The sequence below is a fragment of the Micromonospora sp. RTBAU3-60 genome, from assembly GCF_054963695.1.
Map to the genome: position 1 here is coordinate 125,425 of NZ_JBUEGB010000008.1, position 24,446 is coordinate 149,870.

General features: G+C 74.2%; 21 protein-coding genes and 1 riboswitch. Of the genes, 13 read left to right on the forward strand and 8 right to left on the reverse strand.

The genetic code is table 11. The features are described from left to right. The first annotated feature begins 10 nt into the window (after nt 1–10). Genes thyX through ACY34I_RS10855 form a run of 3 tightly spaced genes read left to right on the forward strand, consistent with a single transcriptional unit; the run spans nt 11 to nt 3,469 of the window. Nucleotides 11–748: an FAD-dependent thymidylate synthase gene (thyX, locus tag ACY34I_RS10845; RefSeq protein WP_148795165.1), complete on the forward strand. Its 738-nt coding sequence runs from the start codon at nt 11–13 to the stop codon at nt 746–748. A gap of 53 nt (nt 749–801) precedes the next feature. Beyond that, entirely contained in the window at nt 802–1,728 is a 927-nt protein-coding gene (gene dapA / locus ACY34I_RS10850) for a 4-hydroxy-tetrahydrodipicolinate synthase (RefSeq protein ID WP_462754506.1), read from the forward strand. Nucleotides 1,729–1,780: 52 nt separating this feature from the next. Next, nucleotides 1,781–3,469 (forward strand): ribonuclease J, encoded by a 1,689-nt coding sequence (locus ACY34I_RS10855; RefSeq protein WP_462754508.1) that lies wholly within the window; start codon nt 1,781–1,783, stop codon nt 3,467–3,469. Between the two features lie 135 nt (nt 3,470–3,604). Here ACY34I_RS10855 and ACY34I_RS10860 read toward each other — a convergent pair whose 3' ends face one another. Then, complete coding sequence (locus ACY34I_RS10860) at nt 3,605–5,263, reverse strand: type III secretion system chaperone family protein (protein WP_462754509.1); 1,659 nt, start codon at nt 5,261–5,263, stop codon at nt 3,605–3,607. Further along, nucleotides 5,260–5,739 (reverse strand): YbjN domain-containing protein, encoded by a 480-nt coding sequence (locus tag ACY34I_RS10865; protein WP_148795092.1) that lies wholly within the window; start codon nt 5,737–5,739, stop codon nt 5,260–5,262. Before ACY34I_RS10865 ends, ACY34I_RS10860 begins: the two co-directional genes overlap by 4 nt. 114 nt (nt 5,740–5,853) lie before the next feature. On the opposite strand from ACY34I_RS10865, the gene ACY34I_RS10870 reads away from it, so the two are divergent. Together ACY34I_RS10870 and ACY34I_RS10875 are read left to right on the forward strand one after the other, a co-directional pair. Further along, on the forward strand, nt 5,854–8,310 hold the full coding sequence (locus ACY34I_RS10870) for a DNA translocase FtsK 4TM domain-containing protein (RefSeq protein WP_462754510.1): 2,457 nt from the start codon (nt 5,854–5,856) through the stop codon (nt 8,308–8,310). Beyond that, on the forward strand, nt 8,303–8,680 hold the full coding sequence (locus ACY34I_RS10875; RefSeq protein ID WP_462754511.1) for a VOC family protein: 378 nt from the start codon (nt 8,303–8,305) through the stop codon (nt 8,678–8,680). The genes ACY34I_RS10870 and ACY34I_RS10875 overlap by 8 nt, the downstream gene beginning before the upstream one ends. Nucleotides 8,681–8,837: 157 nt before the next feature. On the opposite strand, the gene ACY34I_RS10880 is transcribed toward ACY34I_RS10875, so the two are convergent. Then, nucleotides 8,838–9,083, reverse strand: coding sequence for a hypothetical protein (locus tag ACY34I_RS10880; protein WP_148795098.1), 246 nt, complete (start codon nt 9,081–9,083; stop codon nt 8,838–8,840). Nucleotides 9,084–9,175: 92 nt separating this feature from the next. Next, on the reverse strand, nt 9,176–9,490 hold the full coding sequence (locus ACY34I_RS10885; RefSeq protein ID WP_148795100.1) for a DMT family transporter: 315 nt from the start codon (nt 9,488–9,490) through the stop codon (nt 9,176–9,178). Nucleotides 9,491–9,541: 51 nt separating this feature from the next. Next, nucleotides 9,542–9,606, reverse strand: a riboswitch (guanidine-III (ykkC-III) riboswitch). A gap of 91 nt (nt 9,607–9,697) precedes the next feature. On the opposite strand from ACY34I_RS10885, the gene ACY34I_RS10890 reads away from it, so the two are divergent. The 7 genes from ACY34I_RS10890 (at nt 9,698) to pspM (ending at nt 15,999) form a co-directional block, all read left to right on the forward strand. Continuing rightward, complete coding sequence (locus ACY34I_RS10890) at nt 9,698–10,621, forward strand: ornithine cyclodeaminase family protein (protein ID WP_462754513.1); 924 nt, start codon at nt 9,698–9,700, stop codon at nt 10,619–10,621. An 85-nt stretch (nt 10,622–10,706) separates the two neighbouring features. Next, nucleotides 10,707–12,239: a 30S ribosomal protein S12 methylthiotransferase RimO gene (gene rimO, locus ACY34I_RS10895; RefSeq protein ID WP_462754515.1), complete on the forward strand. Its 1,533-nt coding sequence runs from the start codon at nt 10,707–10,709 to the stop codon at nt 12,237–12,239. 77 nt (nt 12,240–12,316) lie between these two features. Then, the gene (gene pgsA / locus ACY34I_RS10900; protein ID WP_462754618.1) at nt 12,317–12,907 is read left to right on the forward strand and encodes a CDP-diacylglycerol--glycerol-3-phosphate 3-phosphatidyltransferase; all 591 of its coding nucleotides are present in this window, start codon (nt 12,317–12,319) and stop codon (nt 12,905–12,907) included. A gap of 30 nt (nt 12,908–12,937) precedes the next feature. Next, nucleotides 12,938–13,513, forward strand: a complete 576-nt coding sequence (locus ACY34I_RS10905; protein WP_462754517.1) for a CinA family protein — start codon at nt 12,938–12,940, stop codon at nt 13,511–13,513. A gap of 198 nt (nt 13,514–13,711) precedes the next feature. After that, a complete protein-coding gene (locus ACY34I_RS10910) occupies nt 13,712–14,161 on the forward strand; it encodes a helix-turn-helix domain-containing protein (RefSeq protein ID WP_148795106.1) in 450 nt (149 codons plus the stop codon). A gap of 175 nt (nt 14,162–14,336) precedes the next feature. After that, a complete protein-coding gene (locus ACY34I_RS10915; protein ID WP_462754519.1) occupies nt 14,337–15,203 on the forward strand; it encodes a PspA/IM30 family protein in 867 nt (288 codons plus the stop codon). A 16-nt stretch (nt 15,204–15,219) separates the two neighbouring features. Beyond that, on the forward strand, nt 15,220–15,999 hold the full coding sequence (pspM, locus tag ACY34I_RS10920) for a phage shock envelope stress response protein PspM (protein ID WP_462754520.1): 780 nt from the start codon (nt 15,220–15,222) through the stop codon (nt 15,997–15,999). A 71-nt stretch (nt 16,000–16,070) separates the two neighbouring features. Here pspM and ACY34I_RS10925 read toward each other — a convergent pair whose 3' ends face one another. The 3 genes from ACY34I_RS10925 to ACY34I_RS10935 form a co-directional block, all read right to left on the reverse strand. Next, nucleotides 16,071–19,865 carry a hypothetical protein gene (locus ACY34I_RS10925; protein ID WP_462754521.1) on the reverse strand — a complete coding sequence of 1,265 codons (3,795 nt, stop codon included), beginning with the start codon at nt 19,863–19,865 and terminating at the stop codon, nt 16,071–16,073. A 241-nt stretch (nt 19,866–20,106) separates the two neighbouring features. Then, nucleotides 20,107–20,910 (reverse strand): DNA-formamidopyrimidine glycosylase family protein, encoded by an 804-nt coding sequence (locus tag ACY34I_RS10930; RefSeq protein WP_462754522.1) that lies wholly within the window; start codon nt 20,908–20,910, stop codon nt 20,107–20,109. A gap of 42 nt (nt 20,911–20,952) precedes the next feature. Beyond that, nucleotides 20,953–21,789 (reverse strand): SAM hydrolase/SAM-dependent halogenase family protein, encoded by an 837-nt coding sequence (locus ACY34I_RS10935; protein ID WP_462754523.1) that lies wholly within the window; start codon nt 21,787–21,789, stop codon nt 20,953–20,955. A 159-nt stretch (nt 21,790–21,948) separates the two neighbouring features. Between ACY34I_RS10935 and ACY34I_RS10940 the strand changes: the two genes are divergently transcribed. Next, nucleotides 21,949–23,772 carry a zinc ribbon domain-containing protein gene (locus ACY34I_RS10940; protein ID WP_462754524.1) on the forward strand — a complete coding sequence of 608 codons (1,824 nt, stop codon included), beginning with the start codon at nt 21,949–21,951 and terminating at the stop codon, nt 23,770–23,772. Nucleotides 23,773–23,921: 149 nt separating this feature from the next. On the opposite strand, the gene ACY34I_RS10945 is transcribed toward ACY34I_RS10940, so the two are convergent. Then, the gene (locus ACY34I_RS10945) at nt 23,922–24,446 is read right to left on the reverse strand and encodes a GNAT family N-acetyltransferase (RefSeq protein WP_187413386.1); all 525 of its coding nucleotides are present in this window, start codon (nt 24,444–24,446) and stop codon (nt 23,922–23,924) included.

Below are 24,446 nucleotides of genomic sequence, written 5' to 3' on the forward strand. Positions count from 1 at the left end.
AATGCCGGACATGGTGCAGCCCCAGGTCAAGCTCATCGCGTGGACCCAGTTCCAGGCCCCCGACGACGTGCCGTGGTCGACCGACGCCGAGGGGGGCCAGGCCCTCGCCGAATTCGCCGGTCGGGCCTGCTACCAGAGCTGGAAGAAGCCGAACCCGGCCACCGCCACCAACGCCGGCTACCTGGCGCACATCCTCGAGGTCGGGCACCTGTCCGTGCTGGAGCACGGCTCGGTGAGCTTCTACTTCAGCGGGGTGTCCCGGTCCTTCACCCACGAGCTGATCCGGCACCGGCACTTCTCGTACTCCCAGCTCTCCCAGCGCTACGTCCCGGAGCGGGACGCCGCGATGGTCGAGCCGAGGGTGATCGCCGAGGACCCGGAGCTGCACAAGAAGTTCGTCGAGGCGGCCGAGGCGAGCGTGCGGGCGTACAACGAGCTGCTGGAGGGCCTGGAGGCGCGCTTCGCCGACGAGCCCAACCCGACGCTGCGCCGCAAGCAGGCCCGGCAGGCGGCCCGCGCGGTGCTGCCCAACGCCACCGAGACCCGGATCGTGGTCACCGGCAACTACCGGGCCTGGCGGCACTTCATCAAGATGCGCGCGACCGAGCAGGCCGACGTGGAGATCCGCGAGCTGGCCGTGGAGTGCCTGCGGCAGCTCCAGGGCGTCGCGCCGAACGTCTTCGCCGACTTCGTGATCACCACCCTGCCCGACGGCACCGAGGTGGCGGCCAGCCCGCTCGCCGAGTGACTCCTGTGCCCTTCCCCACCGGGGCTCCGGTGCTCGTCCGCTAGGTTGTGAACATGACGCACGACCACCCTGCCGCCCCGGCCCGGGGCGCGTCGCGCCCGTTCGGGCGACTGCTCACGGCCATGGTGACGCCGTTCACCGCCGACGGGTCGCTCGACCTGGACGGCGCCGTACGGCTCGCCCAGCACCTCGTGGACGAGCAGGGCAACGACGCGCTGGTGCTCAACGGCACCACGGGCGAGTCGCCGACCACCACCGACGCGGAGAAGGAGAGCCTGATCCGCGCCGTCGCGGAGGCGGTCGGCGACCGGGCCCGGATCGTCGCCGGGGTCGGCACCAACGACACCCGGCACACCATCGAGCTGGCGGTGCAGGCGGAGAAGGCCGGCGCGCACGGCCTGCTGGTGGTCACGCCGTACTACAACAAGCCGCCGCAGAGCGGCCTGCTGCGGCACTTCACCGCGGTCGCCGACGCCACCGGGCTGCCGATCATGCTGTACGACATCCCGCACCGGGCCGGCACCGCGATCGCCACCGACACGCTGCTGAAGCTGGCCGAGCACGGCCGGATCGTCGCGGTCAAGGACGCCAAGGGCGACCTCACCGCCACCTCGGAGGTGCTCAGTCGCAGCGATCTCGCCTTCTACTGCGGCGAGGACTCGCTGACCCTGCCCGCCCTCGCGGTCGGCGCGGTCGGCGTGGTGGGCACCTCGACGCACTTCACCGGGGTGCCGACCAAGCAGATGATCGAGGCGTACGAGGCGGGGGACGTCAACACCGCCCTGGCGCTGCACCGCCGGCTGCTGCCCCTGTTCACCGGCGTCTTCCGTACCCAGGGCGTGATCCTGGTCAAGGCGGGCCTGGCGGCCAAGGGCCTGCCGGCCGGCCCGGTACGCCCGCCGCTGGTGGACGCCACCGCGGCCGAACTGGCCCAGCTGCGCGCCGACTGCGCGGCGGCCGGCCTGCCCCTTCCCGAATGATCGAACGACACGACGGACGCCGGCTGACGGCGTCGCAGAATGAGGTGGACGCGTGACCGAGGCGCACATCGAGGGCGAACTGCCCCCGCCACTGCCGGAAGGCGGCCTGCGGATCATCCCGCTCGGCGGACTCGGCGCCATCGGCCGGAACATGACCGTCTTCGAGTACGACGGCAAGCTGCTGATCGTCGACTGCGGGGTGCTCTTCCCCGACGTCGAGCAGCCGGGCGTGGATCTCATCCTGCCCGACTTCGGCCCGATCCTGGACCGGCTCGACGACATCCAGGCGATCGTGCTCACCCACGGCCACGAGGACCACATCGGCGCGGTGCCGTACCTGCTCGCCCACAAGGCGGACATCCCGCTGGTGGGCTCGCAGTTCACCCTGGCTCTGGTCGAGGCGAAGCTGGCCGAGCGGCGGATCCAGCCCTACACGCTGACCGTGCGGGAGGGGCAGCGGGAGCGCCTCGGCCCGTTCGCGTGCGAGTTCTTCGCCGTCAACCACTCGATCCCGGACGCGCTCGCGGTGGCCATCCGGACCGGGGCCGGCCTGGTACTGCACACCGGCGACTTCAAGATGGACCAGCTCCCGCTGGACGGCCGGATCACCGACCTGGCCGGCTTCGCCCGGCTCGGCGCCGAGGGCGTGGACCTGCTGCTGTCGGACTCCACCAACGCGGAGATCCCCGGCTTCGTCAACCCAGAGCGGGAGATCGGGCCGGTCCTGGACTCGATCTTCCAGAAGGCGCGCGGCCGGATCATCGTCGCCTCGTTCGCCTCGCACGTGCACCGGGTGCAGCAGGTGATGGACTCCGCGGCCGAGCACGGCCGCAAGGTGGCGCTGATCGGCCGCTCGATGGTCCGCAACATGGGCATCGCCCGCGACCTCGGCCTGCTCAACATCCCGCCGGGGCTGGTGGTCGGCCTGGAGGAGGCCACCGCCCTGCCGCCGGAGCAGATCGTGCTGATGTCCACCGGCTCGCAGGGCGAGCCGATGAGCGCGCTGGGCCGGATGGCCAGCGGCGACCACCGGCACATCACCATCGCCCCGGGCGACACCGTGGTGCTCGCCTCGTCGCTGGTGCCCGGCAACGAGACGTCGGTCTACCGGGTGATCAACCGGCTGGCCCGGGCCGGCGCGGTGGTGGTGCACAAGGACGTGGCCAAGGTGCACGTCTCCGGCCACGCCCCGGCCGGCGAACTGCTCTACCTGCTCAACGTCACCCGCCCCAGCAACCTGATGCCGGTGCACGGCGAGTGGCGGCACCTGCGGGCGCACGCCCGGCTCGGCATCGAGTCCGGCGTCGCGCCGGACCGGGTGGTGCTCTGCGAGGACGGCGACGTGGTCGACCTGGTCGACGGGCGGGCCAGCCTGGTCGGCCACGTGAAGAGCCGCTACGTCTACGTCGACGGCCTCGCCGTCGGCGACGTCAGCGAGTCGCTGCTCACCGAGCGCCGGATCCTCGGCGACGGCGGCTTCATCGCCGCCACCGTGGTGGTCGACTCGGTCACCGGCAAGGTGGTCGGCGGGCCGACCGTCTCGGCGAAGGGCTTCTCCGAGGACCCGGAGGCGTTCAGCCCGGTGATCCCGCTGGTCACCGAGGCGCTGAACCGGGCCGCCGCGGACGGCATCACCGACCCGCACCAGCTCCAGCAGATCGTCCGGCGCACCGTCGGGCGCTGGGTCAACGACGCGTACCGGCGCCGGCCGATGATCGTCCCGACGGTCGTCGAGGTCTGACGCCACCGGCTCCCGGCGCCGGTCCACCGTCCGCGGTGGACCGGCGCTGCCGTTTCCGGGTACGCCGGGCGACTCCGTCGGCGGCCGGGACCGGGTCCCGGCCGCCACCGCCCAGGCCGCCGCGCCACGTCCCGGTCAGGGCAGCGCGGCGACCGCCTCGGCGTACGCTGCCCCGGTGCTGACGGCGGCGGTGACCAGCACCACGAGCTGCGCCGGGGCCACCCCGTGCGTCAGGTCGGTGGTGACGTCGGCGGCCAGCGCCACGGTCCCGTCGCCCGGGTCGTGCACGTACGCCGCCGGCAGCAGCCGGTCGTGGTTCCACGCGTTGCAGAACGCGTACGCCTCGGCGCGCCGCGCGGCCGGCAGCCGCCGGGTCGCCACCACCCGCGCGTGCAGGATCTCCCCGCGCCGCCCGAGCCGGCGGAACTCGATGACCGCCTCGCCCCAACGCCCCACCACCGTGCCGTCCGGCTCCACCGCGTACCCGTCCCCGCGTACGTCGAGGGCGGCGGTGAGCAGCGCCAGGCTCAGCGGGGCCGGCTCCTCCTCGCCCGGTGGGTCAGGTTTGGCCGGGTCGTCGTCCGGCCACTCGGCGGCGTCGTCCTCGGTGGGCAGCGGAACCGGCTCGGCGAGCGGGCGCTCGGCCAACCAGGCGGCGATCCGCCCGGACTGGTGGCCAGTGCCGTTGCGGGCGTCGAAGCTGCCGGCCAGCGTGGTGGCGAGCGTCTGGAGCTGCCCGCCGAGCGTGGTCAGGTCCACCTCCGCGGCCGGCCGTGGCCCGTGCCCGGGGCGGTGCAGCCGCCGCCCGCCGAGGCCGGCCTCGACCGCCAGCCCGCAGAGCAGCGCGCCGGCCGCCGCGAACTCCATCGCGGCCAGGTCGTCGGCGGCCCGGTCCAACCCGGGCAGCTGCTCGGCGAGGATGTCCAGCCCATGGGCGAGGTGCCCGCCCAGCGCGCAGAACCGCAGGTGCGCGGCGAGCAGCGGGAACGCGCCCCGCTCCCGGCGGTGCCGGCGGTACGCCCGCACGTGCGCGCGGGCGGCGCGGGCCGCGTCGCCGGTGTGCAGCCACGGCAGCAGCGCCACCGCCAGCGCCCGTTCCGGCTGGTCGGTGCACCCCACCTCGCCGTCGAGCACCGGACGCAGCGCCGCCAGGGCCGCCACCGGCTCGCCCCAGCCGGCCAGCAGCTCGGCCCGCCGCGCCGGGGCGCATCCGGGGCAACCGGCGACCGGGTCGGCTGCCGATGACCCTTCCGGGTCGCGGCGCGGCGTCGGGCTCGTCGAGCCGGAATGGTCGTACGCCCGCTCCGGCTCGCGGTCGTCGTTCCAGCCGGCGTACTCCCGCCGGGCAGTCGGCTCGTCGCCGAGGTGGTCGGCGAGCCGGCAGCGCAGCTCGGCCACCGGCTCGGCGTCCGGGCCCAGCCGGTCGGCGAGATCGTCCAACAGGGACCGGGCCTGGTCGAGGCCGATCCGGGGGGTGGCGAACAGCGCCTCCACCGCCTGCCGCTGGTGCCGGTGCAGCCGCTCGGCGTCGCCGGGGCGGCCGGCCAGCAGCCCGGGCGCCCGGTCGAGCGCGGCGAGGCAGCGGCGCACCGGCTCCACCAACCGCCACCGCTCCCCGAGCTGCAGGTACGCCTCCATCAGCGCGAACCGCGCCGCCAGCGCGGTCCGCGGATCGCCGATCGCGTCGGCCCGCGCGGCGATCCGGTCCAGCTCGGCGCAGCGGGCCTCGCCGTCGGGCAGGTCCCTCGCATCGGCGAGGGCGTCGGCCAGGCCCCGGTCGCGGAAGGTGGTCACCGCAGCGACCCGCCGGGCAGGCGGCCCACTTCGGCGGCGAGCTGGCAGCCGGTGGCGATGCCGCAGTCGATGAGCTGGTCGAGCTGGTGCGGGGTGACCCCGCGTTCCAGGTCGGTGGTCACCTCACCGCAGACCTGGGCCAGCCCGTCGTCGGCCACGTGCACGAACGCCTTGGGCCAGAGCCGGTCGTGGTTCCAGGAGTTGCAGAACGCGTACAGGTCGGGGACGTGCTCGATGCCGAAGCGGTGGCCGGCGACGGTGCGTACCTGGAGCACCTCCCCGGCTGCGCCGCGCCGGTAGAACCAGATGAGGCTCTCGTCCCAGCGCCCCACCAGGTCGCCGTCGGCGTCCTCGGCCACCGCGTACCCCCGGTTGGCCAGCACGGCGGCGATCAGCTCGCGGGTCAGCGGCCGCAGCGCCTGCGGGTGTCCGGCCAGGGGGCCGTCCGGACCGTCCTCGATCTCCGGCGACGCCATGAGGGCATCCCTTCTGAGGCGAATAACACAACGGACGGCGCGGCCCGCGCTGCGACGCGCGGACACGACCCGGAAAAGCGGCGATCTGCCGGGTCCCGCCGTTACCGTGACTGTATGGCGGGCCGTACCTCTCAGGCGAGCCGGCGGCGCGTCGCGTCGCCGCGCGGTACCACGAACAGCCGTGCCCGTCAGCCCGCGAAGAAGGCCACCCGGGCCACCCCGCGGCGGCGACCGGCGGCGCGGCCGAGCCCGGCCGCCTACCTGGGCCGCGCGGTCGGTGCGATGTGGATGGGCGTGGCGCACGGTTTGGGCTGGGCGGTCCGCGCCGCCGGCCGGCAGGCTGCCTCCGCCCGCGACCTCGACCCGGAGCATCGCCGCGACGGTGCCGGGCTGCTCCTGTTCGGCCTGGCCATCCTCAGCGCAGTGGCCATCTGGTTCGGCGGCGCCGGGCCGGTCGGCGCGCGCCTGGCCGACACCGTCCGGCTCTTCCTCGGCGCGATCGCGATTGTCGTGCCGGTGCTGCTGATGATCGGCGCCTGGCGGCTGTTGCGCACGCCGGGGGACCCGGCCCACCGCGGGCGCGGCCTGGTCGGCTGGGGTTCCATGCTGCTCGCCACCGCGGCGATGCTGCACATCGGACAGGATCCGGTCGACGCGGTGCAGCGCGACTACGCGGGCGGCCTGATCGGCGCCGGCCTCGGCGACCTGCTGGCGGCCGCGATCACCCCCTGGGTGGCGGTGCCGCTGCTCATCCTGCTGCTGGTCTTCGGCCTGCTGGTGGTCACCGCGACCCCGATCAACAAGATCCCGGAGCGGCTCGGGCTGCTCGCCGGCTCCCTGGTCGCGCCGCCGGAGGCGGCGGACGCCGAGACCGAGGCGTCGGCCAAGCCGGCCCGCAAGCGACCGGCCAAGCGCCTCCCGCCGCCGTTGGACCCGGCGGACCCGGACGACGACCTCGACGGGGTCGACCTGCAGGACACGCTGGTGCTGCCGCGCAAGCCGCCGGCGAAGGTGCCGGCGAGCCGCAAGCCGGTGGAGCCGCCGGAGCACTCGCCGCTGCCCACCCGGGCCGAGCAGCTCGCCCTCACCGGGCTGGCCGGCGACTACACCCTGCCGCCGGCCAACATCCTGGGCAGCGGCGCCGCGCCGAAGAGCCGGAGCAAGGCCAACGACGAGGTGATCGCCGCGCTGACGGGCGTCTTCGAACAGTTCGACGTGGACGCTGCGGTCACCGGTTTCACCCGCGGCCCGACGGTCACCCGCTACGAGGTGGAGCTGGGCCCGGGCGTCAAGGTGGAGCGGATCACCCAGCTCTCCCGCAACATCGCGTACGCGGTGAAGTCGCCGGACGTGCGGATCCTCAGCCCGATCCCGGGCAAGAGCGCGGTCGGCGTGGAGATCCCGAACACCGACCCGGAGAACGTCGCGCTGGGCGACGTGCTCCGCTCGCGCGCCGCGAAGAGCGACCACCATCCGATGGTGGTCGCGCTCGGCAAGGACATCGAGGGCGGCTACGTGGTGGCCAACCTCGCGAAGATGCCGCACATCCTCATCGCGGGGGCCACCGGCGCCGGCAAGTCGAGTTGCCTGAACACCCTGCTTGTGTCCATTTTGACCCGGGCCACCCCGGACGAGGTGCGACTGCTGCTCATCGACCCGAAGCGGGTCGAGCTGACCGGCTACGAGGGCATCCCGCACCTGGTCACGCCGATCGTGACCAACCCGAAGAAGGCGGCCGACTCGCTGGAGTGGGTCGTCCGCGAGATGGACATGCGCTACGACGACCTCGCCGCCAACGGGGTCCGGCACATCGACGACTTCAACCGCAAGGTCCGCAACGGCGAGATCAAGGCCCCGCCGGGCAGCGAGCGGGAGCTGCGGCCGTACCCGTACCTGCTGGTGATCGTGGACGAGCTGGCCGACCTGATGATGGTCGCGCCGCGCGACGTGGAGGACTCGATCGTCCGGATCACCCAGCTCGCCCGGGCCGCCGGCATCCACCTGGTGCTCGCCACCCAGCGTCCCTCGGTCGACGTGGTCACCGGCCTGATCAAGGCGAACGTGCCGTCCCGGCTGGCCTTCGCCACCTCCTCGCTGGCCGACTCGCGGGTCATCCTCGACCAGCCCGGCGCGGAGAAGCTGCTGGGTCGCGGTGACGGGCTCTTCCTGCCGATGGGCGCCTCGAAGCCGGTGCGCATCCAGGGCGCCTGGGTGACCGAGCGCGAGATCCACGACGTGGTGAAGTTCTGCAAGAACCAGCGCGAGCCGGAGTTCCGCGCGGACGTGCTGACCGCCGCGCAGGACAGCAAGAAGAAGATCGACGAGGACATCGGCGACGACCTGGACCTGCTGGTGCAGGCGGTGGAGCTGGTGGTCACCTCGCAGTTCGGGTCCACCTCGATGCTCCAGCGCAAACTGCGGGTCGGTTTCGCCAAGGCGGGCCGGCTGATGGACCTGATGGAGACCCGGGGTGTGGTCGGGCCATCCGAGGGCTCCAAGGCCCGCGACGTGCTGGTCAAGCCGGACGAGCTGGAGGAGGTCCTGGCCGGCCTGCGCGGCGGCGATGACTGAGCCGCCCGGCGCCCAGGAACTCTTCCCGATCCTGGTCACCGTCGATCTGCCGGCCGCCCTACGCTTCTACCGGGACCTGCTCGGCGGCGTGGAGACCTACCGTTATCCGGCGTCCGGCGAGGTGGAGTTCGTCGCCCTCCGGCTCGGCGTGAGCTCCCTCGGCCTCGGCGTGTCGGACGAGCCGGAGGCGCTCACCAACAACCGGGTCCGGCTGTGGGCGTACGTGCCGGACTGCGACGCCGCCCACGAGCGACTGCGCGACGCCGGGGTGACGGTCCTCGCCGCGCCGGTGGACCAGCCGTGGGGGGAGCGCATGGCGGTGGTCCTCGATCCGGACGGCAATCAGGTCATGCTCGCCGACCGCGGCTGACCTCCCACGGCTTCACCCCGCCCCGAGCGGGCGCTGATCAGGTCGCAACTGGACCCCCGGTCCCGAGGCCCGCGCCGCCATCGCTCGGCGAGTGGCGCCCGGCATGCCCGCGGGCCCGCCGGCCGAGCGGCGGGCCCGCGGAGGGGACGGGGGGTGCTCAGGAGTTCAACAGCGCTGCGGCGATCACCATGCCGAGCACGGCGCCGACGACGCTGGCGGCGGCGGCGTACCAGCCGAGCGGCTTGTCGCCCAGCACCGCGCCGACGATGCCGAGGATCAGCCCGACCAGGCCGAACAGCGGCGGCAGGAAGAAGATCGCGATGACCGCGAAGACGAACGCGAGGATGGTGCAGACGCGCGCCGCACTGCTGCGTGGGCGGGCGGTGGCAGGCATGTCGGCCATGGTGTCCTCCGTCAGATAGGCCCTCGGGCGAGGTGAGGGAGCACTACCCGCTATCCACCGGCCGCCAAACCGGACGTCGGCGCTTCCGGGCCTCAGTGGAAGAACTTGAGGCCCACCACGCCGGCGACGACCAGCAGCAGGCAGCCGATCCGGGGCAGGGTGGCCGGCTCGTGCAGCGCGAGCATGCCGACCAGGGCGGTGCCCACCGCCCCGATCCCCACCCAGACCGCGTAGCCGGTGCCGACGGGGATGTCGCGCATGGCGTACGCCAGGCCGGCCATGCTCGCCACCAGCGAGACGCCGAAGACGAGCGAGGGGAGGGGGCGGCTGAAGCCGGCGCTGCGGTCGAGGGCGATCGCCCACACGGTCTCCAGCAGTCCGGAGAGCACCAGCACGATCCAGGCCATGAGATCACCTCTGACGAGTGCCCGGCCACCGGGGCCGGGACGGGGCGGTCACACGGGGCGTCTTGGCCTGACCGGGTACGCCACCACTCGTCCGGGGCGGCACGGGGCCGCCGCGGCCGACGGTAGCACCGGGGTGCGGTCACCAGGCGGTGAGAAAGCCCACCAACGGTGGATCTCAAGTTAACTTCAGGTTGCACCATGGGGCGCATGACCCTGCTCTTCTCCGACGAGGACGTCGCCGCCGCGGTGGACGCGCCGCTCACCGTCGCCGCCATGCGGGACGCCCTGCTGGCCGCGTACGAGGGCCGGCTGATCGCCCCGCCCCGGGCGTCCGCCCCGCTGGGCGGCGGCCGGATGGTGCTCACCGCCGGTCACCTCACCGGCGAGTGGTACGGCTTCCGCTCCTACGACACCTTCGGGCACCCGGAGAGCGGGCAGTTGGTCGTGCTGCACGACGCGCGGACCGGGGCGGTACGGGCGATCGCGGTCGGTGACGAGCTGGGCTCCCGGCGTACCGGCGGGCTGGGCGGGGTGGCCGTCGACGCCCTCGCCCGCCCGGACGCCGCCAGGGTCGGGGTGATCGGCTCCGGCCGCCAGGCGTGGACCCAGGTCTGGGCCGCCGCCGCGGTCCGGCCGCTGCGCGAGGTGACCGTGCACAGCCGCTCGGCGGCCCGGCGGGAGGCGTTCGCCGCCCGGGTCCGGGCAGAGTTGGGCGTAGCGGCCCGCGCGGTCGCCTCCGCCGCCGAGGCGGTCCGTGACCGGGACGTGGTGCTGCTCGCCACCACCAGCACCACGCCGGTGCTCGACGCCCGCGACCTCGCCCCGGGCACCCACGTCAACACCGTCGGCTTCAAGCAGGTCAACCGGCACGAGTTCGGCACCGACCTGCTGGACGCCGCCGACCTGCTGGTCACCGACTCGCCGGCGCAGGCCGCCGCGTACGTCCCGCCGATGCTCACCGCTGTCGAGCCGTACGCCGGCCGGCTGCGCGACCTGGGTGCGGTGCTGGCGGGGGCGGTCCCGGGTCGGACCGGGGCGGACCAGATCTCGGTCTTCTGCTCCACCGGCCTGGCGGGCACCGAGGTCTTCCTGCTGGACCGGCTGGCCCGGGTCGGCGCCGCGGCCCGCTGACGGCCGGGCGGTCGGGCGCACTGTGAGCCGGCCGATGCGGGCGGCCCGCCGTCGTGGGGTTCCCGGCGTGGCCCGGTACCCTCGGGTGGTGTCTGCCACCTCCCCTTCCGACGCGCCGCGCCGCGACCTGGAGCTGTCGTCCGCCCCCGACGGCCGTCGCGTCGCCCTGCTGACCCTGGGCTGCGCCCGTAACGAGGTCGACTCGGAGGAGTTGGCCGCGCGGCTGCACGCCGATGGCTGGCAGGTGACCACCGACGGCGAGGGTGCCGACGTGGTGGTCGTGAACACGTGCGGCTTCGTGGAGAAGGCCAAGCAGGACTCGATCCAGACGCTGCTCGCCGCGGCCGACACCGGCGCCAAGGTGGTCGCCGCCGGCTGCATGGCCGAGCGGTACGGCCGTGAGCTGGCCGACAGCCTGCCCGAGGCGCAGGCCGTGCTCAGCTTCGACGACTACCCGGACATCTCGGCCCGGTTGGGCGCCGTCATGGCCGGCGAGGCCATCGACGCGCACACCCCCCGGGACCGGCGGGAGCTGCTGCCGCTCACCCCGGTTAAGCGGCGCGACGCGGCGGTCTCGCTGCCCGGCCACGGGACCCCGGCCCGGGCCCTCGCGGAGACCGACGAGCACACTCCGGCCCATTTGCGGCAGGTGCTGCGGCACCGGCTCGACACCGGGCCGGTCGCCTCGCTCAAGCTGGCCAGCGGCTGCGACCGCCGCTGCGCGTTCTGCGCCATCCCGGCGTTCCGCGGCGCGTTCGTCTCGCGTACCCCCGACGAGCTGCTCGCCGAGGCGGAGTGGCTGGCCAAGACCGGCGTCCGCGAGCTGGTGCTGGTCAGCGAGAACTCCACCTCGTACGGCAAGGACCTGGGCGACCCCCGGGCGTTGGAGAAGCTGCTGCCGCAGCTCGCCGCGATCGACGGGATCGTCCGGGTGCGGGCCAGCTACCTCCAGCCCGCCGAGACCCGGCCCGGCCTGGTCGAGGTGATCGCCACCACGCCCGGCGTGGCGCCCTACTTCGACCTGTCGTTCCAGCACTCCAGCGAGCCGGTGCTGCGCCGGATGCGCCGTTTCGGCTCCACCGACCGCTTTTTGGAGCTGCTGGCCTCCGCCCGCGCCCTCGCCCCCGAGGCGGGCGCCCGGAGCAACTTCATCGTCGGTTTCCCGGGCGAGACCCGGCAGGACGTGGCCGAGCTGGTCCGGTTCCTGACCGAGGCGCGCCTCGACGCGATCGGCGTGTTCGACTACAGCGACGAGGACGGCACCGAGGCCGCCGGCCTGCCGGGCAAGGTCTCCGCCGCCACCGTGAAGCGGCGCTACGACAAGCTCAGCGCGCTCGCCGACGAGCTCTGCTCGCAGCGGGCCGAGGAGCGGCTCGGCTCGACGGTCGAGGTGCTGGTCGACTCGGTCGCCGACGGCGTGGTCGAGGGGCGGGCGGCGCACCAGGCACCCGAGGTGGACGGCTCGACCACCCTGGTGGCGCCGGCGGGCGGCGGGGTCGACCTGGCTGCGCTGCGCCCCGGCGACCTGGTCCGGGCCACGGTGACCGCGACCGAGGGTGTCGACCTGGTCGCCGTACCGGATGAGATGATCTCGGCGGCGCCCGGCGCGGCACGGTGACGACGGGCCCGGACGGAGCGGGGGAGCCAGGTGTTGCGGTGCCAGGTACGCCACGGCGGCCGGAGCGGGGCACGGCGATGACCGGGGCGGAGTCGACCGTGGGCCCGGTACCGCTGCTCAACGCGGCGAACGTGCTCACCGGGGTGCGGCTGGTGCTGGTGCCGGTCTTCGCCGCCTCGGTGGTCGCCTCCGACATGATCGACGCGGGCTGGCGGATGGCCGCCTGCCTGATCTTCGTGGTCGCCTCGGCGACCGATCTCGTGGACGGCTGGATCGCGCGCCGGTTCGCGCTGGTGACCTCGCTCGGCAAGGTCGCCGACCCGATCGCCGACAAGGCGCTCACCGGCGCCGCCCTGGTGCTGCTCTCCTGGTACGACCGGCTGCCCTGGTGGGTCACCGTGGTGATCCTGGTCCGGGAGCTGGGCATCACGGCGCTGCGCTTCTGGGTGATCCGGCACGGGGTGATCGCGGCCAGCCGGGGCGGCAAGATCAAGACAGCGCTGCAGATCCTCGCCATCACCTGGTACCTCTGGCCGATGCCGGACCCGCTGGCCGTCGTGGGGCCGTGGATCATGGGCGCCGCGGTCGTCGTCACCGTGCTGACCGGTTTCGACTACATCGCCCAGGCTCTCCGCCTCCGCCGCCCCGCCGAGCGGGAGGATGGATAGGCCGAGGCGGGAAGGGGAAGGTTCTGGGGCATGGATGATCGGGACGCGCAGGGGGAACGGCCCGTCGGCAGTCCGGCGGCCGGGGTGGTGCACAGCCTGTCGGAGCGGCACGAGACGTTGGCCACCGTCGAGTCCCTCACCGGTGGGCTGCTCTCCGCCTCGATCGTGGAGATCGCCGGGGTGAGCGGGACGTACCGGGGCGGGCTGGTGGTCTACGCCACCGAGCTGAAGGCGCAGCTGGCCGGCGTACCCGAGGACCTGCTGGCGGAGCGCGGACCGGTCGACCCGGACGTGGCCGTGGCCCTCGCCGAGGGCGGGCGGCGCCGCTGCGGCGCCGACTGGGGGCTGGCCACCACCGGGGTGGCCGGGCCGGAACCGCAGGACGGCAAGCCGGTCGGCCTGGTGTACGTCGCGGTCGCCGGCCCCGACGGCACCCAGGTACGCCAGCTCGACCTCGACGGCGGCCGCGCACACATCCGGTCCGCCGCGGTGATCGAGGCGCTGCGGTTGCTCGCCGACCGTTTGCACGCCGCCAACGAGCGGGACGCCGACGCCGCCGCCGGTGGGACGGACGACGCCGACCGGGCCGGGGCGGGCCACCGGTGAGCCGTCGGGCCGCGGGCGGCCGACCGACCCTCCCGGCCGGCTCCGCGCGATTCAAGGGGCGGGGCGGGATGTCGGCGAGGCGGCCAACGGGTACGGTTGCGGGAAGGCTCCGACGGACGACGTCGGCGCCGGGCCGGTCCGCCGCGCCCGGCGTGGCACGACCGGCCGGAGATGGTGGTCCCGTCAGGGGGAGGTGCGATGGTCCTGCTACGCCGGGTGATCGGTGACGCTCTGCGGGCGCGCCGGCAGGGGCAACACCGCACCCTCCGCGAAGTCTCCTCCGCCGCCAACGTGAGCCTCGGTTACCTCTCCGAGATCGAGCGCGGCCAGAAGGAGCCCTCCAGCGAGCTGCTGGCCGCGATCTGCGACGCGCTCGGCGCCCGCCTCTCCGAGCTGCTCCGCGAGGTCAGCGACACGGTCGCCCTGGCCGAGCAGATGCCAGGGGTGCTGGTCCCGGTGGCCGACCAGCCGGTCGAGTCGACTCCGGTCGCCCCGCCCGCCGTCCGCAAGGCGACCAACCGGAGCGTCCGTCAGGTTTCCTCCGACGGGTCGGTGGCCGTCCAGGTCCGCCAGGACTCGCCGCTCAAGGCGACGCTGCGCAGCACCCGGGTCCGCTCCGCGGACCGGGACGTGGTCTGCGCAGCCTGATCCGCCGCGCCGCGCCATGGCCGCCGGTGGCGACCGCCGCGTACTGTTGATCAGAGTTGTCCGGGTGCCACGCTGGCGTCGGGCTGGGACGATGGAGGCACACCGTCCGGCCTGCCGGCCGACCCCGCCCGGCCTGGTCCAAGCGGCGCGACGCTACTGAGGGGACAACGCGGAGATGGCGAACCCGTTCGTCAAGGGTTGGAAATACCTGATGGCGCTCTTCGGCTCGAAGATCGACGAGCACGCCGACCCGAAGGTGCAGATCCAGCAGGCCATCGAGGAGGCCCAGCGGCAGCACCAGGCGCTGGTCCAGCAGGCGGCCGCGGTGATCGGTAACCAGCGCCAGCTCGAGATGAAGCTGTCCCGGCAGATGTCCGAGGTCGAGCAGCTCCAGGCCAACGCCCGGCAGGCCCTGGTCCTGGCCGACCAGGCCCGGACCCGGGGCGACGAGACCGAGGCGGGGCGATACGAGCAGTCCGCGCAGCTGCTCGCCACCCAGCTGGTCTCCGCCGAGCAGGCCGCCGAGGACCTCAAGACGTTGCACGACCAGGCGCTCGGCGCGGCCGCGCAGGCCCGCAAGGCGGTCGAGAACAACTCGATGATCCTCCAGCAGAAGCTGGCCGAGCGGACCAAGCTGCTCAGCCAGCTCGAGCAGGCCAAGATGCAGGAGAGCGTGGCCCGCTCGCTGGAGTCCATGTCCGCGCTGACCGCGCCCGGCACCACCCCCTCCCTGGACGAGGTCCGAGACCGGATCGAGCGCCGGTACGCCACCGCGATGGGCCGGGCCGAGTTGGCCGGCAACTCCGTCGAGGGCCGGATGCTGGAGATCCAGAAGGCCACGCTCGACTCGGCCGGGACGGCGAGACTGGAGCAGATCCGGTCGAGCATGGCCGGCGAGCGGCTCACCGGCCGGCAGGAGTCCCCGGCGGTGGGGGAGGCGCAGCCCACGCCCGCCGCCGACCCGGCCGCCGCCGCCCGGCTGGACCAGATCCGGGCCAGCATGAGCCGGGAGCGCGGCACCGGGGAGAGCACCACGAGCTGAGGGGCGGGGGAGACCGATGGTGGATGAGCGGACGCGACACTTCCGCCGGCTGCGCCGGTTGCGGCGGTCCGCCCGGCGGTGGAGCGTCCTGGCCGGCGGGCTCGGCGGGGCGGCGGCGGTGCTGACCCCGTACGCCGGGCTCGGCCTGCCGGACGCCGCCTGGGCCGGTGCCGCCGGCAGCGCCATCGCCGTCGCCGCCTGGCGTTGGGCGGACCTCCGCGCGCTGGCCGCCGTGCCGGCGCCGCCGGCCCTCGATCCGGCCGAGGCCGCCGCCCGCTCCCGCGCCCGGCTGGTCGCCGCCGTGGAGCGGCTGCCCGCCGGCCCCGGCGTCCTGTCCGAGGTACGCCGGGTCCGCTCCCGCCTGGCGCTGCGCGGCACCTCGGCGGCCAACGCATGGGCCCGGCTGGACCGGGCGGCGCTGACGCTGGCCGGGATGACCGGGCGGCTGACCGGGCTGGCCGAGCCGGCGGTCCAGGAGGCCGCCGAGGCCGACCGCTCCCTGCGCGACCTGGCCCACCGGGTGGCCAGCGTGGAGCGGGCCCTCAAGCTCGCCCCCGGCGAGGCCCAGGGGCCGCTCGCCGAGGCCCACGGCACCCTGGCCGCCCAGTTGGAGAGCGGGGTTTCCGCGTACGAGCGGCTGGTGGTGGCCGCCGCCGGCTACGTCGCCGAGGACGCCCGGCCCAGCACCGAGCACCCGGCCGCCGGCCGCCTCACCGAGGCGACCGACCTGCTGCACGGCGTCGCCTCGGCCCTGGCCGAACTGCGCACCGCCAACCCCCCGCTCCGCACCCCCTGACCGACCTGTGTTGACCAAGAAGTTTGCGGGCGAATTCCTGACGTGAACCTCTTGATCAACGCCGCGGGTGGTCAGTCGGGGGTGGTGATGGGGATGGGGCCGGTCCAGGCGGACGTGCCGACGACGTTGAACGACCGGATCCGGTAGTGGTAGGTGACGCCCCGGGCCAGCCCGGTGTTGGTGAAGCCGCGGCCGGTGACGCCGAAGGCGGCCAGCTCACGGGTGAACCCGGGGTCGAGGGCGCGCTGCACCACGAACCCGGACCCGGGTCCGGTGGGCGTGCTGGCGGACCAGCTCAGGATCACCGTGGCGGTGTCCGGGGCGGGTGCGGTCGTGGTGGCGCACACCCCGGTCGGCACCCCGGGCCGGGGTGGGGTGGTCACCGTCGCCACCGTCGACCAGGGTGAGGCGGCGCCCAGGTACGTGGTGCGTACCCGGTAGTAGTACGTGGTGTTCGGGGCGACCACCGCGTCGAGGTGCGCGTCGTCGACCGCGATGGCGGTGGTCCCCGGCCCGCTGGTGAACGTCGGGTTGGTGGCCCGCTGCACGTCCACCCCGGTGGCGAAGGAGCGGTTGACCCAACGCAGCGCGACCCGCAGCGGTGCGGCCGGTGGCACCGCCGCGGTCAGCTTCGCCGGGGAGGTGAGCTGCACCGACGCCGGGACGCTGTTCGACCAGGTCGAGCAGCTCACCGCGTTCTCCGCCCGGATCCGGTAGTGGTACGTGACCCCCGGCGTCACCGTCGCGTCGGTGTACCGGGTGGCGGTGGCCGCCACGGTGATCTCGGTGAGCCCGGCGGTGAAGGTGGCGTCGGTGGCCCGCTGCAGCAGGTGACTGGTCGCCGGCGGGCGGCTGCCGTTGCCCGTCCAGGCCAGCGCGATGGCCGGTAGGGCGGTGGCCGACCCGGGTGCCGGGGTGGCGGTCAGCCCGGTGGGCGCCTTGGGGGCGACCCGCAGCACCAGGGGGCGGCTCATGCCCTGGTCGCGCAGCCCCGCCGACCGGGTCTGCCAGCGGTACTCCCAGCCCAGGTTGACCAGCTGGTTGACCACGGTGGCGGGTCGCCCGTCGACCGGACTCACCGGGCTGGCGTCGAGGCGGACGCCGGCCGGCCGGGTGGGGTCGAGCAGCCGTACGCTGTCGCCGATCTTGAACGGCAGGCTGGGCGGGACCGGGCGCAGCGCCACGATCACGTCCTCCCGCGGGTTGACCCGCACGGTCTCCTTCCAGCCCAGCTCGTTCGGGTCGGGCGGGCGGAGCGTGCCGTCCCAGCCGACCCGGTTGACCAGTTGCAGGTCGCAGCCCTCGACGTGCACCGGCTGGGTGACCGGCGCGTCCCCGACGATCCGCCAGAGCTGGGTGCCGTCGGCCGGGGTGCCGACCGGCACGGTGGGGTCGGTCGCGTACAGCACCTCGGTGGCCGGGTCGACCGGCCCGAGCGGCAGGGCGGCCGGGGCCAGCGGCCCGGCGTGCGGGTGGCCGACGCCGAGCCGGCCCACCGCCCGGCCGTGCCGGGGCTCGAAGACCTGCCCGACCGACTTCACCGCCAACGGCAGCGTCACCGAGGCGATCGCGCCGACCGGGGTGAAGGTCACCGAGGTGGTGCGCGCCGGGACCAGCGTCTCCCGGGGCGTCCGGGTGCCGAAGGCGGCGTCGTACGCCGGTTGCGGCACGATCGGCGGCCGCTGGCTCGCCGCGTACGCGCCGGGCAGGCGGGCGGCCAGCCTGGCCAGGTCGTACGGCGGCGCCGGGGTGCCCGCCACGCGGAACTGGAGCAGCGTCCGGGTGTTCGGGCCGTAGCCGGGCAGGGCGGCGGGGAGCCCGCCGGTCGCGGTGCGGTCCGGGGAGTCGGTGTAGTGGTCGTAGCGGGCGTCGAACCGGGGCAGCGGGGCCGGGCAGTCGTTGTAGAGGATCAGCGTGCTGCCCGAAGGGACGGCGGAGAAGTCCACCACCACGTCGGCCCGCTCGCCGGGCGCGAGCAGCAGCGTGTGCCCGTCCACGTTGAGCACGGTCGGGTCCTGGCGGTCGTACCGGTAGCCGATCGGCCGGTTCACCAGCACCGCCGGGGCGGGCAGCAGGCCGCACTCGTTGCCGATCTGGATCAGGTCCGGGCCGGCCGCGCGGTGGTCCGGCACCCCGCCCTCGCGCCCGTCGGTGGGCCAGTACGCCGGCCGCCCGGGCGCCCGAACCGCGTCGACCATCGGCACCTCGCCGGCCTCCAGCTCGCCCGGGTCGCCGTCGTCGGTCCACATCGGCTCGTCCGAGCACGCCCGGTAGAGCTGGAGGTGGAGGCTACGGTCCGCGCAGGCGTTGAGGATCCGGAACCGGTACGCCCGCGGTGCCACCTCCAGGTACGGGTAGGCCACCCCGTTCACCAGCGGGGTGTCACCGTACGCCTCGGGAACGGCTGACGGGTGCGGCACCCCCGGCGCCAGCGGCGGCTCCTCCGGTTCGGCGACCGGGTCGTGGTGCGGGTTCGGCACCGGAGCCACCCACGGGCTGCCGCCGCCGTCCGGGTCGTGCGTCCACGGCCCGTAGTCCCAGCGGCCGGTGGGGTTGCTGCCGGTGCTCCGGTAGGGGTTCTGCCGCGGCTGGTAGACGTGCGGGTGCCAGAGGCTGCCCTTGGCGCCCCAGCGGTCCCGGTCCCAGGTCGGGTCCTGGGCGGCGAGCTGCGCGTCGTCCGGCACGAAGGTCTTGTCCTGGATCACCAGCGGCAGCTCGTCGGCGGGGAGCACCCCCTCCTCGACCAGCCCCTCCTCGGCGGGATCGGTGAGCAGATAGAGCGCGAGCTGCCCGGAGTAGACGGTGAGCCGGGCCAGGCCGAGGGTGTTGTCGTGCAGCCACATCAGCCGCCCGCTCTGGTCGTTCGGGAAGTAGAGCGTGGTGGCGCCGGCGCCCGGCGGCGGCATGTCCGGCACCGGCACGACCCCCACCCCGACGGGGTACGGGGTGATCTCGCCCGCCGGGGTGACCCACTGCCACGGGTTGCCCGCGCTGATCCAGGCCGTCTGCACGCCGGCCAGGTGCGGCACCGCCCGGTTCTGCGGGTACGGCGCCGGGCCGTCCCGCGGCCCGGCCCCGGCCCCGTCGACGGTCACGTCCACCGGCAGGAAGAGCTCACCGGCCCGCCCGGTCGGAAGCTGGTTGATGAACTTGATCCGCACCGGCCGGCCGCGGCGCGCCCGGATCAGCGGCCCGAGGTGCCAGGGCCGGTCCGGCGGGCTGAGCGTGTTGTGCCCGGACGGGTCGGTGCCCAGGTTGAGCTGGCGGTAGCCGCGCAGCCGGGTGGCGGGCAGGTCCCGGTGCAGCCGCTGCGCGTACTCCTGGAGCCCGATCTCGTAGTAGTCGCAGCCGGGCCAGGTGATGGTGTCGGGCACCGCCACCGGCAGCCGGGCGCCCAGCCCAGCGGTGGCCGGCGACGGCTCCAGCGACGGCTTCAGGTCGCTGCGCGGCGCCAGACCGGCCTTCATTCGGTCCGGAGCGCCGCTTGCCGGCGCGGAGGCCGGATTGTGTGGCCGCCCGGCCTTCGTTCGGTCCGGAGCGCCGCCTGGCGGCGCGGAGGCCGAATTATGGCCGCCAGCCGAGCTGGAGTTGTCGAATCCGTCCGGCACCGGCAGCGCGTCGACGAACTTGCGGATGCCCGTTCCGGGCACCGGCCGGCCGGTCCGGTCGAGGATCGGCAGCGGACTGCCGGCGAAGTTCGGCACCGGGCCGAAGCAGCGGGGCACGGCGGCCGGGTCGAGGCTGGCCGGCGCCGGCCCGGTCTCCTCCTCGGGGACCCGGGCGGCGGGCACCGTCGGCGTGTCGTCCTCGGCGGCCCGGACGGCACGGTCCGCCCAGCCCGGCCGGAATCTGCGGAACAGGGCCATGGCTCTCCCCGGGATCGGGGCGGGTACGCGCCACGCCGACGTGGCGGGCGTACCCGCTGCTGACGATCGGTGAGCAGTCAACCGCAGCATGCGACTCGGAAGCCGGGGAGGGAAGTACCCAATCGTCCCTATCTCGGGCGATCTTGGTGATTCATGGAAGTTCCACGAACCCGCGGCCGGGGTCAGCGGTCGAAGTGGATCTCCGCATGGAGTTGCTCGGTGACCCCGGCCAGCCGGGAGGTCAGGAGCGGTCCGGCTGGCAGGCGGGGCACCAGTAGGTGACCCGCTCGCCCAGTTCCGCCTGCTGGACGGCGGTGCCGCAGCGCCGGCAGGGCTGGGCCCGGCGGCCGTACACGTAGCTGGTCTGCCCCCGCCGCAGTGAGCCGGTGGTGCTCTGCGTCCAGCGGCCCCGGTTCGCGGCGAGCAACCGCTGCGCGAGCACGACCGTGCCGGCCAGGTCGGGCACCGCGCCGACCCGCGTCCACGGCGAGATGCCGCGCAGGAAGAGCACCTCGCACTTGTACAGGTTGCCTACGCCGGCCAGGTTGCGCTGGTCCAGCAGCGCCTCGCCGATGGTCTCGTCGGGGCGGGCGGCCAGCCGGCGGACGGCCTCGTCCGGGTCCCAGTCCGGCCCGAGCAGGTCCGGCCCGAGATGGCCGACCAGCGACTCCTCCGCCGCGGTCGGGATCAGGGCCAGCTCGTGCAGGTGGTAGCCGACCGCGACCGCGCCGGGGGAGCGGAGCACCACCCGGATCAGGTGCGCCGGCCGGGCCGCCCACCGCTCGCCCGGGGCGTACGCGCGCCAGGCGCCGTCCATCCGCAGATGCGAGTGCAGCGTCCAGTCCCGCCCGCCGGTGTGCCCCTCGGGTGCGGTGAGCCGGAGCAGCAGGTGCTTGCCCCGGCTGGCCGATTCGCGGACGGTCCAGCCGGTCAGGTCGGTCGCGGCGAGCTGCGGCACCCGGAAGTCGGAACCGGTGAGCCGGGCACCGGCCAGGGCGCGCTGGAGGACGCGGGCGGTGTTCCAGACGGTGTCACCTTCGGGCACCCCTCCATCCTCCCTCGCCCCGCCCGGCCCGCACCCGGTGGCTCAGCCGTGAGTCACGGTCAGCACGTCCCCCGGGCGTACCCCGAGCCGGTCCACCGCCCGGCCAGTGTTCACGGCGACGGCGACCAGGCCGGCGGAATCCGGGTACACCACCAGCTCCCCGAGCGGGGCGTCGCCGAAGGTGCGCCCGCGCACCGCGAGGACGCCAGCGGCGGCCTCGGGTCGCGGCGCGGCGTCGGGCGCGCCGAGGCCCTCGCTGGCCACCCGGACCCGTGCTGGCAGCCCGTCGAGGAGGTCCCCGGGGGCGGCGAGCTGGACGTTGCCGAAGTGGTCCAGGGTGAGGACCTCGGCGGCGAACCCGTCGGCGGTGCGGCGGACCACCGGCGCGGGCAGCCGGACCAGCGCCCCCGGGTCCAGCGCTGGGCCGGCGTCGGCGAGCGGCGCGCCGAGCGCGAGCCGGGCGGCGACCGGCGCGAAGACGTCCCGGCCGTGGAAGGTGCGGGAGACCGCGGGCGCCAGCCAGTCCGGGTTGGCCAGCTCGACCGCGGCGGTGATCCCGCCGAGCGCCGCGGCGGCGTCGAGGAGCAGACCGTTGTCCGGCCCGACGAGCAGCCCGCCCGGGGTGGCCAGGCCGATCCCGCGGCGGTCGGTGCCCACGCCCGGGTCGACCACCGCCACGTGCACCCCTTCGGGCAGGTGCGGCACGGTCTGCGCGAGCACCGCGGCACCCCGCCGGACGTCCGCCGGTGGCACGAGGTGGGTCACGTCGATCACCCGGGCGGCCGGGGCGAGCCGGGCGAGGACTCCGTGACACGCCGCGACGAACCCGTCGGCGAGGCCGTAGTCGGTGGTCAGCGAGATCCAGGCGGTCGGGGCCATGCGGGAAGGCTAACCAACTTGATTAGGAATCGTCGGTGATCCTAGGTTAGCCGTGTGGACGGTGGCGTTTCGCTTTTGGGCTGGTTCGGGGGAGATTCCGGTGAGGTGGGCCGGTCGTGATCGCGGGTTCTCCTGGATCGATGTTGAGGCGATGAGTCGGTGACCGGAAAGCTGCCGCTGGCCGGGGGTGAGATCTCCCGTACCGCTTGCGCCCGCGTTTTGCTCCGGTCGGGGGTGGACGAGGAGAGCGGTGAGGTTCTGTCGCAGGCGGTGCTGGCGCAACGGATCGGCTGGTGTGCCGATCTGGTGGCGGGGATGGTGTCCGGCCTGTTGGTTGAGCGGTGGAACTGCGCGGATGTGGAGGTGTTGGCCTCCGGACACGACGCGGGTGGCCGGAAGCTTCCGTCGAACGCGTGGATGGCGCTGCGGCGTCTGGGGTGGACTGCTGCCCCGCCTGAGGTGGTGAGGGTCAATGACCGGATCGTGCGCATGGCGCAGGAGCAGGCGGGGCGGGCACTTCGTTCGGCGTCGTGGCGTGCTGATCTGACCGCCGGGGTGCTCGCGACGTGGCCGGCCGATCCGCGTAAGCGCACCGCGCAGGAGTGGGAGCAGGTACGCAAGGCGGTTCCGGGCGGTGAGCATCTGCCGTCGAGCGTCATCAAGTCCCGCACCCGGCAGGCCGCCAGGTTCCGTGCCGCGCACGGCCGGCTGCCGGTGGACGTGTTCGAGCTGGAAGGCGTCCCGAGAGTCGCGCGGATGCTGCTGTTGGCCGCGTGTGACCGGCAGCAGGCCACCATCGAACGCAGCGGGACCGACCCCAGGAGGGTGTTGCTGCGCTTGCAGTTGCCCACCCGTCCGGATCCGCGAGCCTATGCGGATTGGACGTGGGTGGCCTGTCCGATCAGCCTGCCGCCCACGGTCCCCGCCTCGGCGGTGCTGCACCTGCCCACCCTGCGTGTCACCGGCCGGCAGGTGCGCGTCGATGTCGCGTACACGCACGCCGTGCCGAAGGCCCGGCGCACCGGTCACACGGTGGCGGTCGGCGTGGACTGGGGCCTGAACACCCTCCTCAGCGCCGGGGCCCTGCGGCTCCACGAGGATGGGCGGATCACCGCCTTGGGGGCCGGTGGCCAGTTCCGGGCCGCCGGCATCCTCGCGAAACAGCACCGGCTACGCCGGCACAGTGAGCGGCTGCACGCCAAAGCCGACCACTACCAACGCCTCACCGGCCGTGACGAGCGGCATCAACTCGTCGGCAAACTGGCGGTCCTACGCGCCGAGATCCGCCACGTCTCCGACCGCCGAACAAACCTGAACGCCGCCCTCGCGTGGGCTGCCGCCAGATGGGCCGTGGACCAGGCGATCGCCGCCGCGGCGAGCGTGATCTACGTCGAAGACCTGCGGTCGTTGGAAGCCAAGGGCATGGGCGCCACCCTCAACACCCGCCTGTCCCAGCAGGTCCGCGGGCAGATCGTCGACCGGATGCGGCACCTCGCCGCCGAGACCGGTATCGCCGTGGTCACCGTCCCCGCCCGCAACACCTCAAAGCACTGCCCGCAATGCTTGCCCCCGCTACGGCACTGTAAGGCCCCCGACCGCCCCACCACCCCAGGCTGGAAGTGGGCGATCTGCCCCCACCAGTCCTGCCGCTGGCAGGGCGACCGCGACCAGGGCGCCTGGCGGCGGATCGCCGCCCGCGGCCTGGCCCATCAGGCCAAGACCGCCGTCGACAAGGCCAGCGGGCACATGGTCATCCGCGCCGTGGTCGACAAACTCGAAACGGCAGCGGTCATCACCAAGACCTGCCGGGGAGACCTGCCGGGGAGACCGGTCCCACCCGGCGCAAGCCACCACGCCCCGCGCCCAGGCGACGCAGGGCACCCTCCCCCACCCGACCCCACGGTCAGGCGGGCAAGCGTCCGGAGGGACACGCACCAACGGACCGGAGACTGCCCCGCGCAGCCCACCGACACCAGGGCGTGACAACGATCAGCACACCCACCACCGGCCACCAGCCGCGAGGAGCCGCCCTGGGCGCGGGATTCCACTTCCACGCCCACGCGACCCCACCACGGTGGGAAACGATCCCAGAAACTAAATCCGACTCAGGATCGCTAAGCTGATCAGGGACGCTATCCGGGCAGTCCGGACCGGCGCGGTCCTGCTGTCGTCTCCAGCCGGCGTTCCAGGAGCAGTTCGTCGTGCAGTGGGATGTCGTCCTCGCCGACGTACGGGATGGTCGGCTTCAGCCGCCGGGCCCGGTCCACCGCGCCCGCGTCGACCGCCACGATCCGCAGCCCGCGTCGCTGGTAGAAGCGCAGCGCCGACAGGTTGTCGTTGGTGGTGACCAGCCAGAGCCGGTCCGCCCCGGCGGCCAGCGCGACTGCCTCGGCGGCGGCGAGGAGGGCGCTGCCGGCCCCGATCCCCGGACTGGTCGCGGCCAGGCTGACCACCTCCAGCCCGTCGTCGGCGAGCCGGTGCACCAGCGCCCCGGCGAACTCGCCCGCGCCGTCCACCGCCACGAGCGTCGGCAGCTCCCGCAGGTCGTAGCGGGTGTCGTGGACCACCACGTACGGGCCACCCCACTCGCGGTGGTGCAGGATCGCCACGTCGGCGTGGTCGCGCGGTTCCGCGGGTCGTACCTGGATCGAGGTCAC

Excerpts from the sequence above, each read along its gene's own strand:
- thyX (WP_148795165.1), top strand. The coding sequence starts at position 11 with ATGGTGCAGCCCCAGGTCAAGCTCATCGCGTGGACCCAGTTCCAGGCC.
- dapA (WP_462754506.1), top strand. The coding sequence starts at position 802 with ATGACGCACGACCACCCTGCCGCCCCGGCCCGGGGCGCGTCGCGCCCG.
- ACY34I_RS10865 (WP_148795092.1), bottom strand. The coding sequence starts at position 5,739 with ATGGCGTCGCCGGAGATCGAGGACGGTCCGGACGGCCCCCTGGCCGGA.
- ACY34I_RS10870 (WP_462754510.1), top strand. The coding sequence starts at position 5,854 with ATGGCGGGCCGTACCTCTCAGGCGAGCCGGCGGCGCGTCGCGTCGCCG.
- ACY34I_RS10875 (WP_462754511.1), top strand. The coding sequence starts at position 8,303 with ATGACTGAGCCGCCCGGCGCCCAGGAACTCTTCCCGATCCTGGTCACC.
- ACY34I_RS10880 (WP_148795098.1), bottom strand. The coding sequence starts at position 9,083 with ATGGCCGACATGCCTGCCACCGCCCGCCCACGCAGCAGTGCGGCGCGC.
- ACY34I_RS10885 (WP_148795100.1), bottom strand. The coding sequence starts at position 9,490 with ATGGCCTGGATCGTGCTGGTGCTCTCCGGACTGCTGGAGACCGTGTGG.
- ACY34I_RS10890 (WP_462754513.1), top strand. The coding sequence starts at position 9,698 with ATGACCCTGCTCTTCTCCGACGAGGACGTCGCCGCCGCGGTGGACGCG.
- pgsA (WP_462754618.1), top strand. The coding sequence starts at position 12,317 with ATGACCGGGGCGGAGTCGACCGTGGGCCCGGTACCGCTGCTCAACGCG.
- ACY34I_RS10905 (WP_462754517.1), top strand. The coding sequence starts at position 12,938 with ATGGATGATCGGGACGCGCAGGGGGAACGGCCCGTCGGCAGTCCGGCG.
- ACY34I_RS10910 (WP_148795106.1), top strand. The coding sequence starts at position 13,712 with ATGGTCCTGCTACGCCGGGTGATCGGTGACGCTCTGCGGGCGCGCCGG.
- ACY34I_RS10915 (WP_462754519.1), top strand. The coding sequence starts at position 14,337 with ATGGCGAACCCGTTCGTCAAGGGTTGGAAATACCTGATGGCGCTCTTC.
- pspM (WP_462754520.1), top strand. The coding sequence starts at position 15,220 with ATGGTGGATGAGCGGACGCGACACTTCCGCCGGCTGCGCCGGTTGCGG.
- ACY34I_RS10925 (WP_462754521.1), bottom strand. The coding sequence starts at position 19,865 with ATGGCCCTGTTCCGCAGATTCCGGCCGGGCTGGGCGGACCGTGCCGTC.
- ACY34I_RS10935 (WP_462754523.1), bottom strand. The coding sequence starts at position 21,789 with ATGGCCCCGACCGCCTGGATCTCGCTGACCACCGACTACGGCCTCGCC.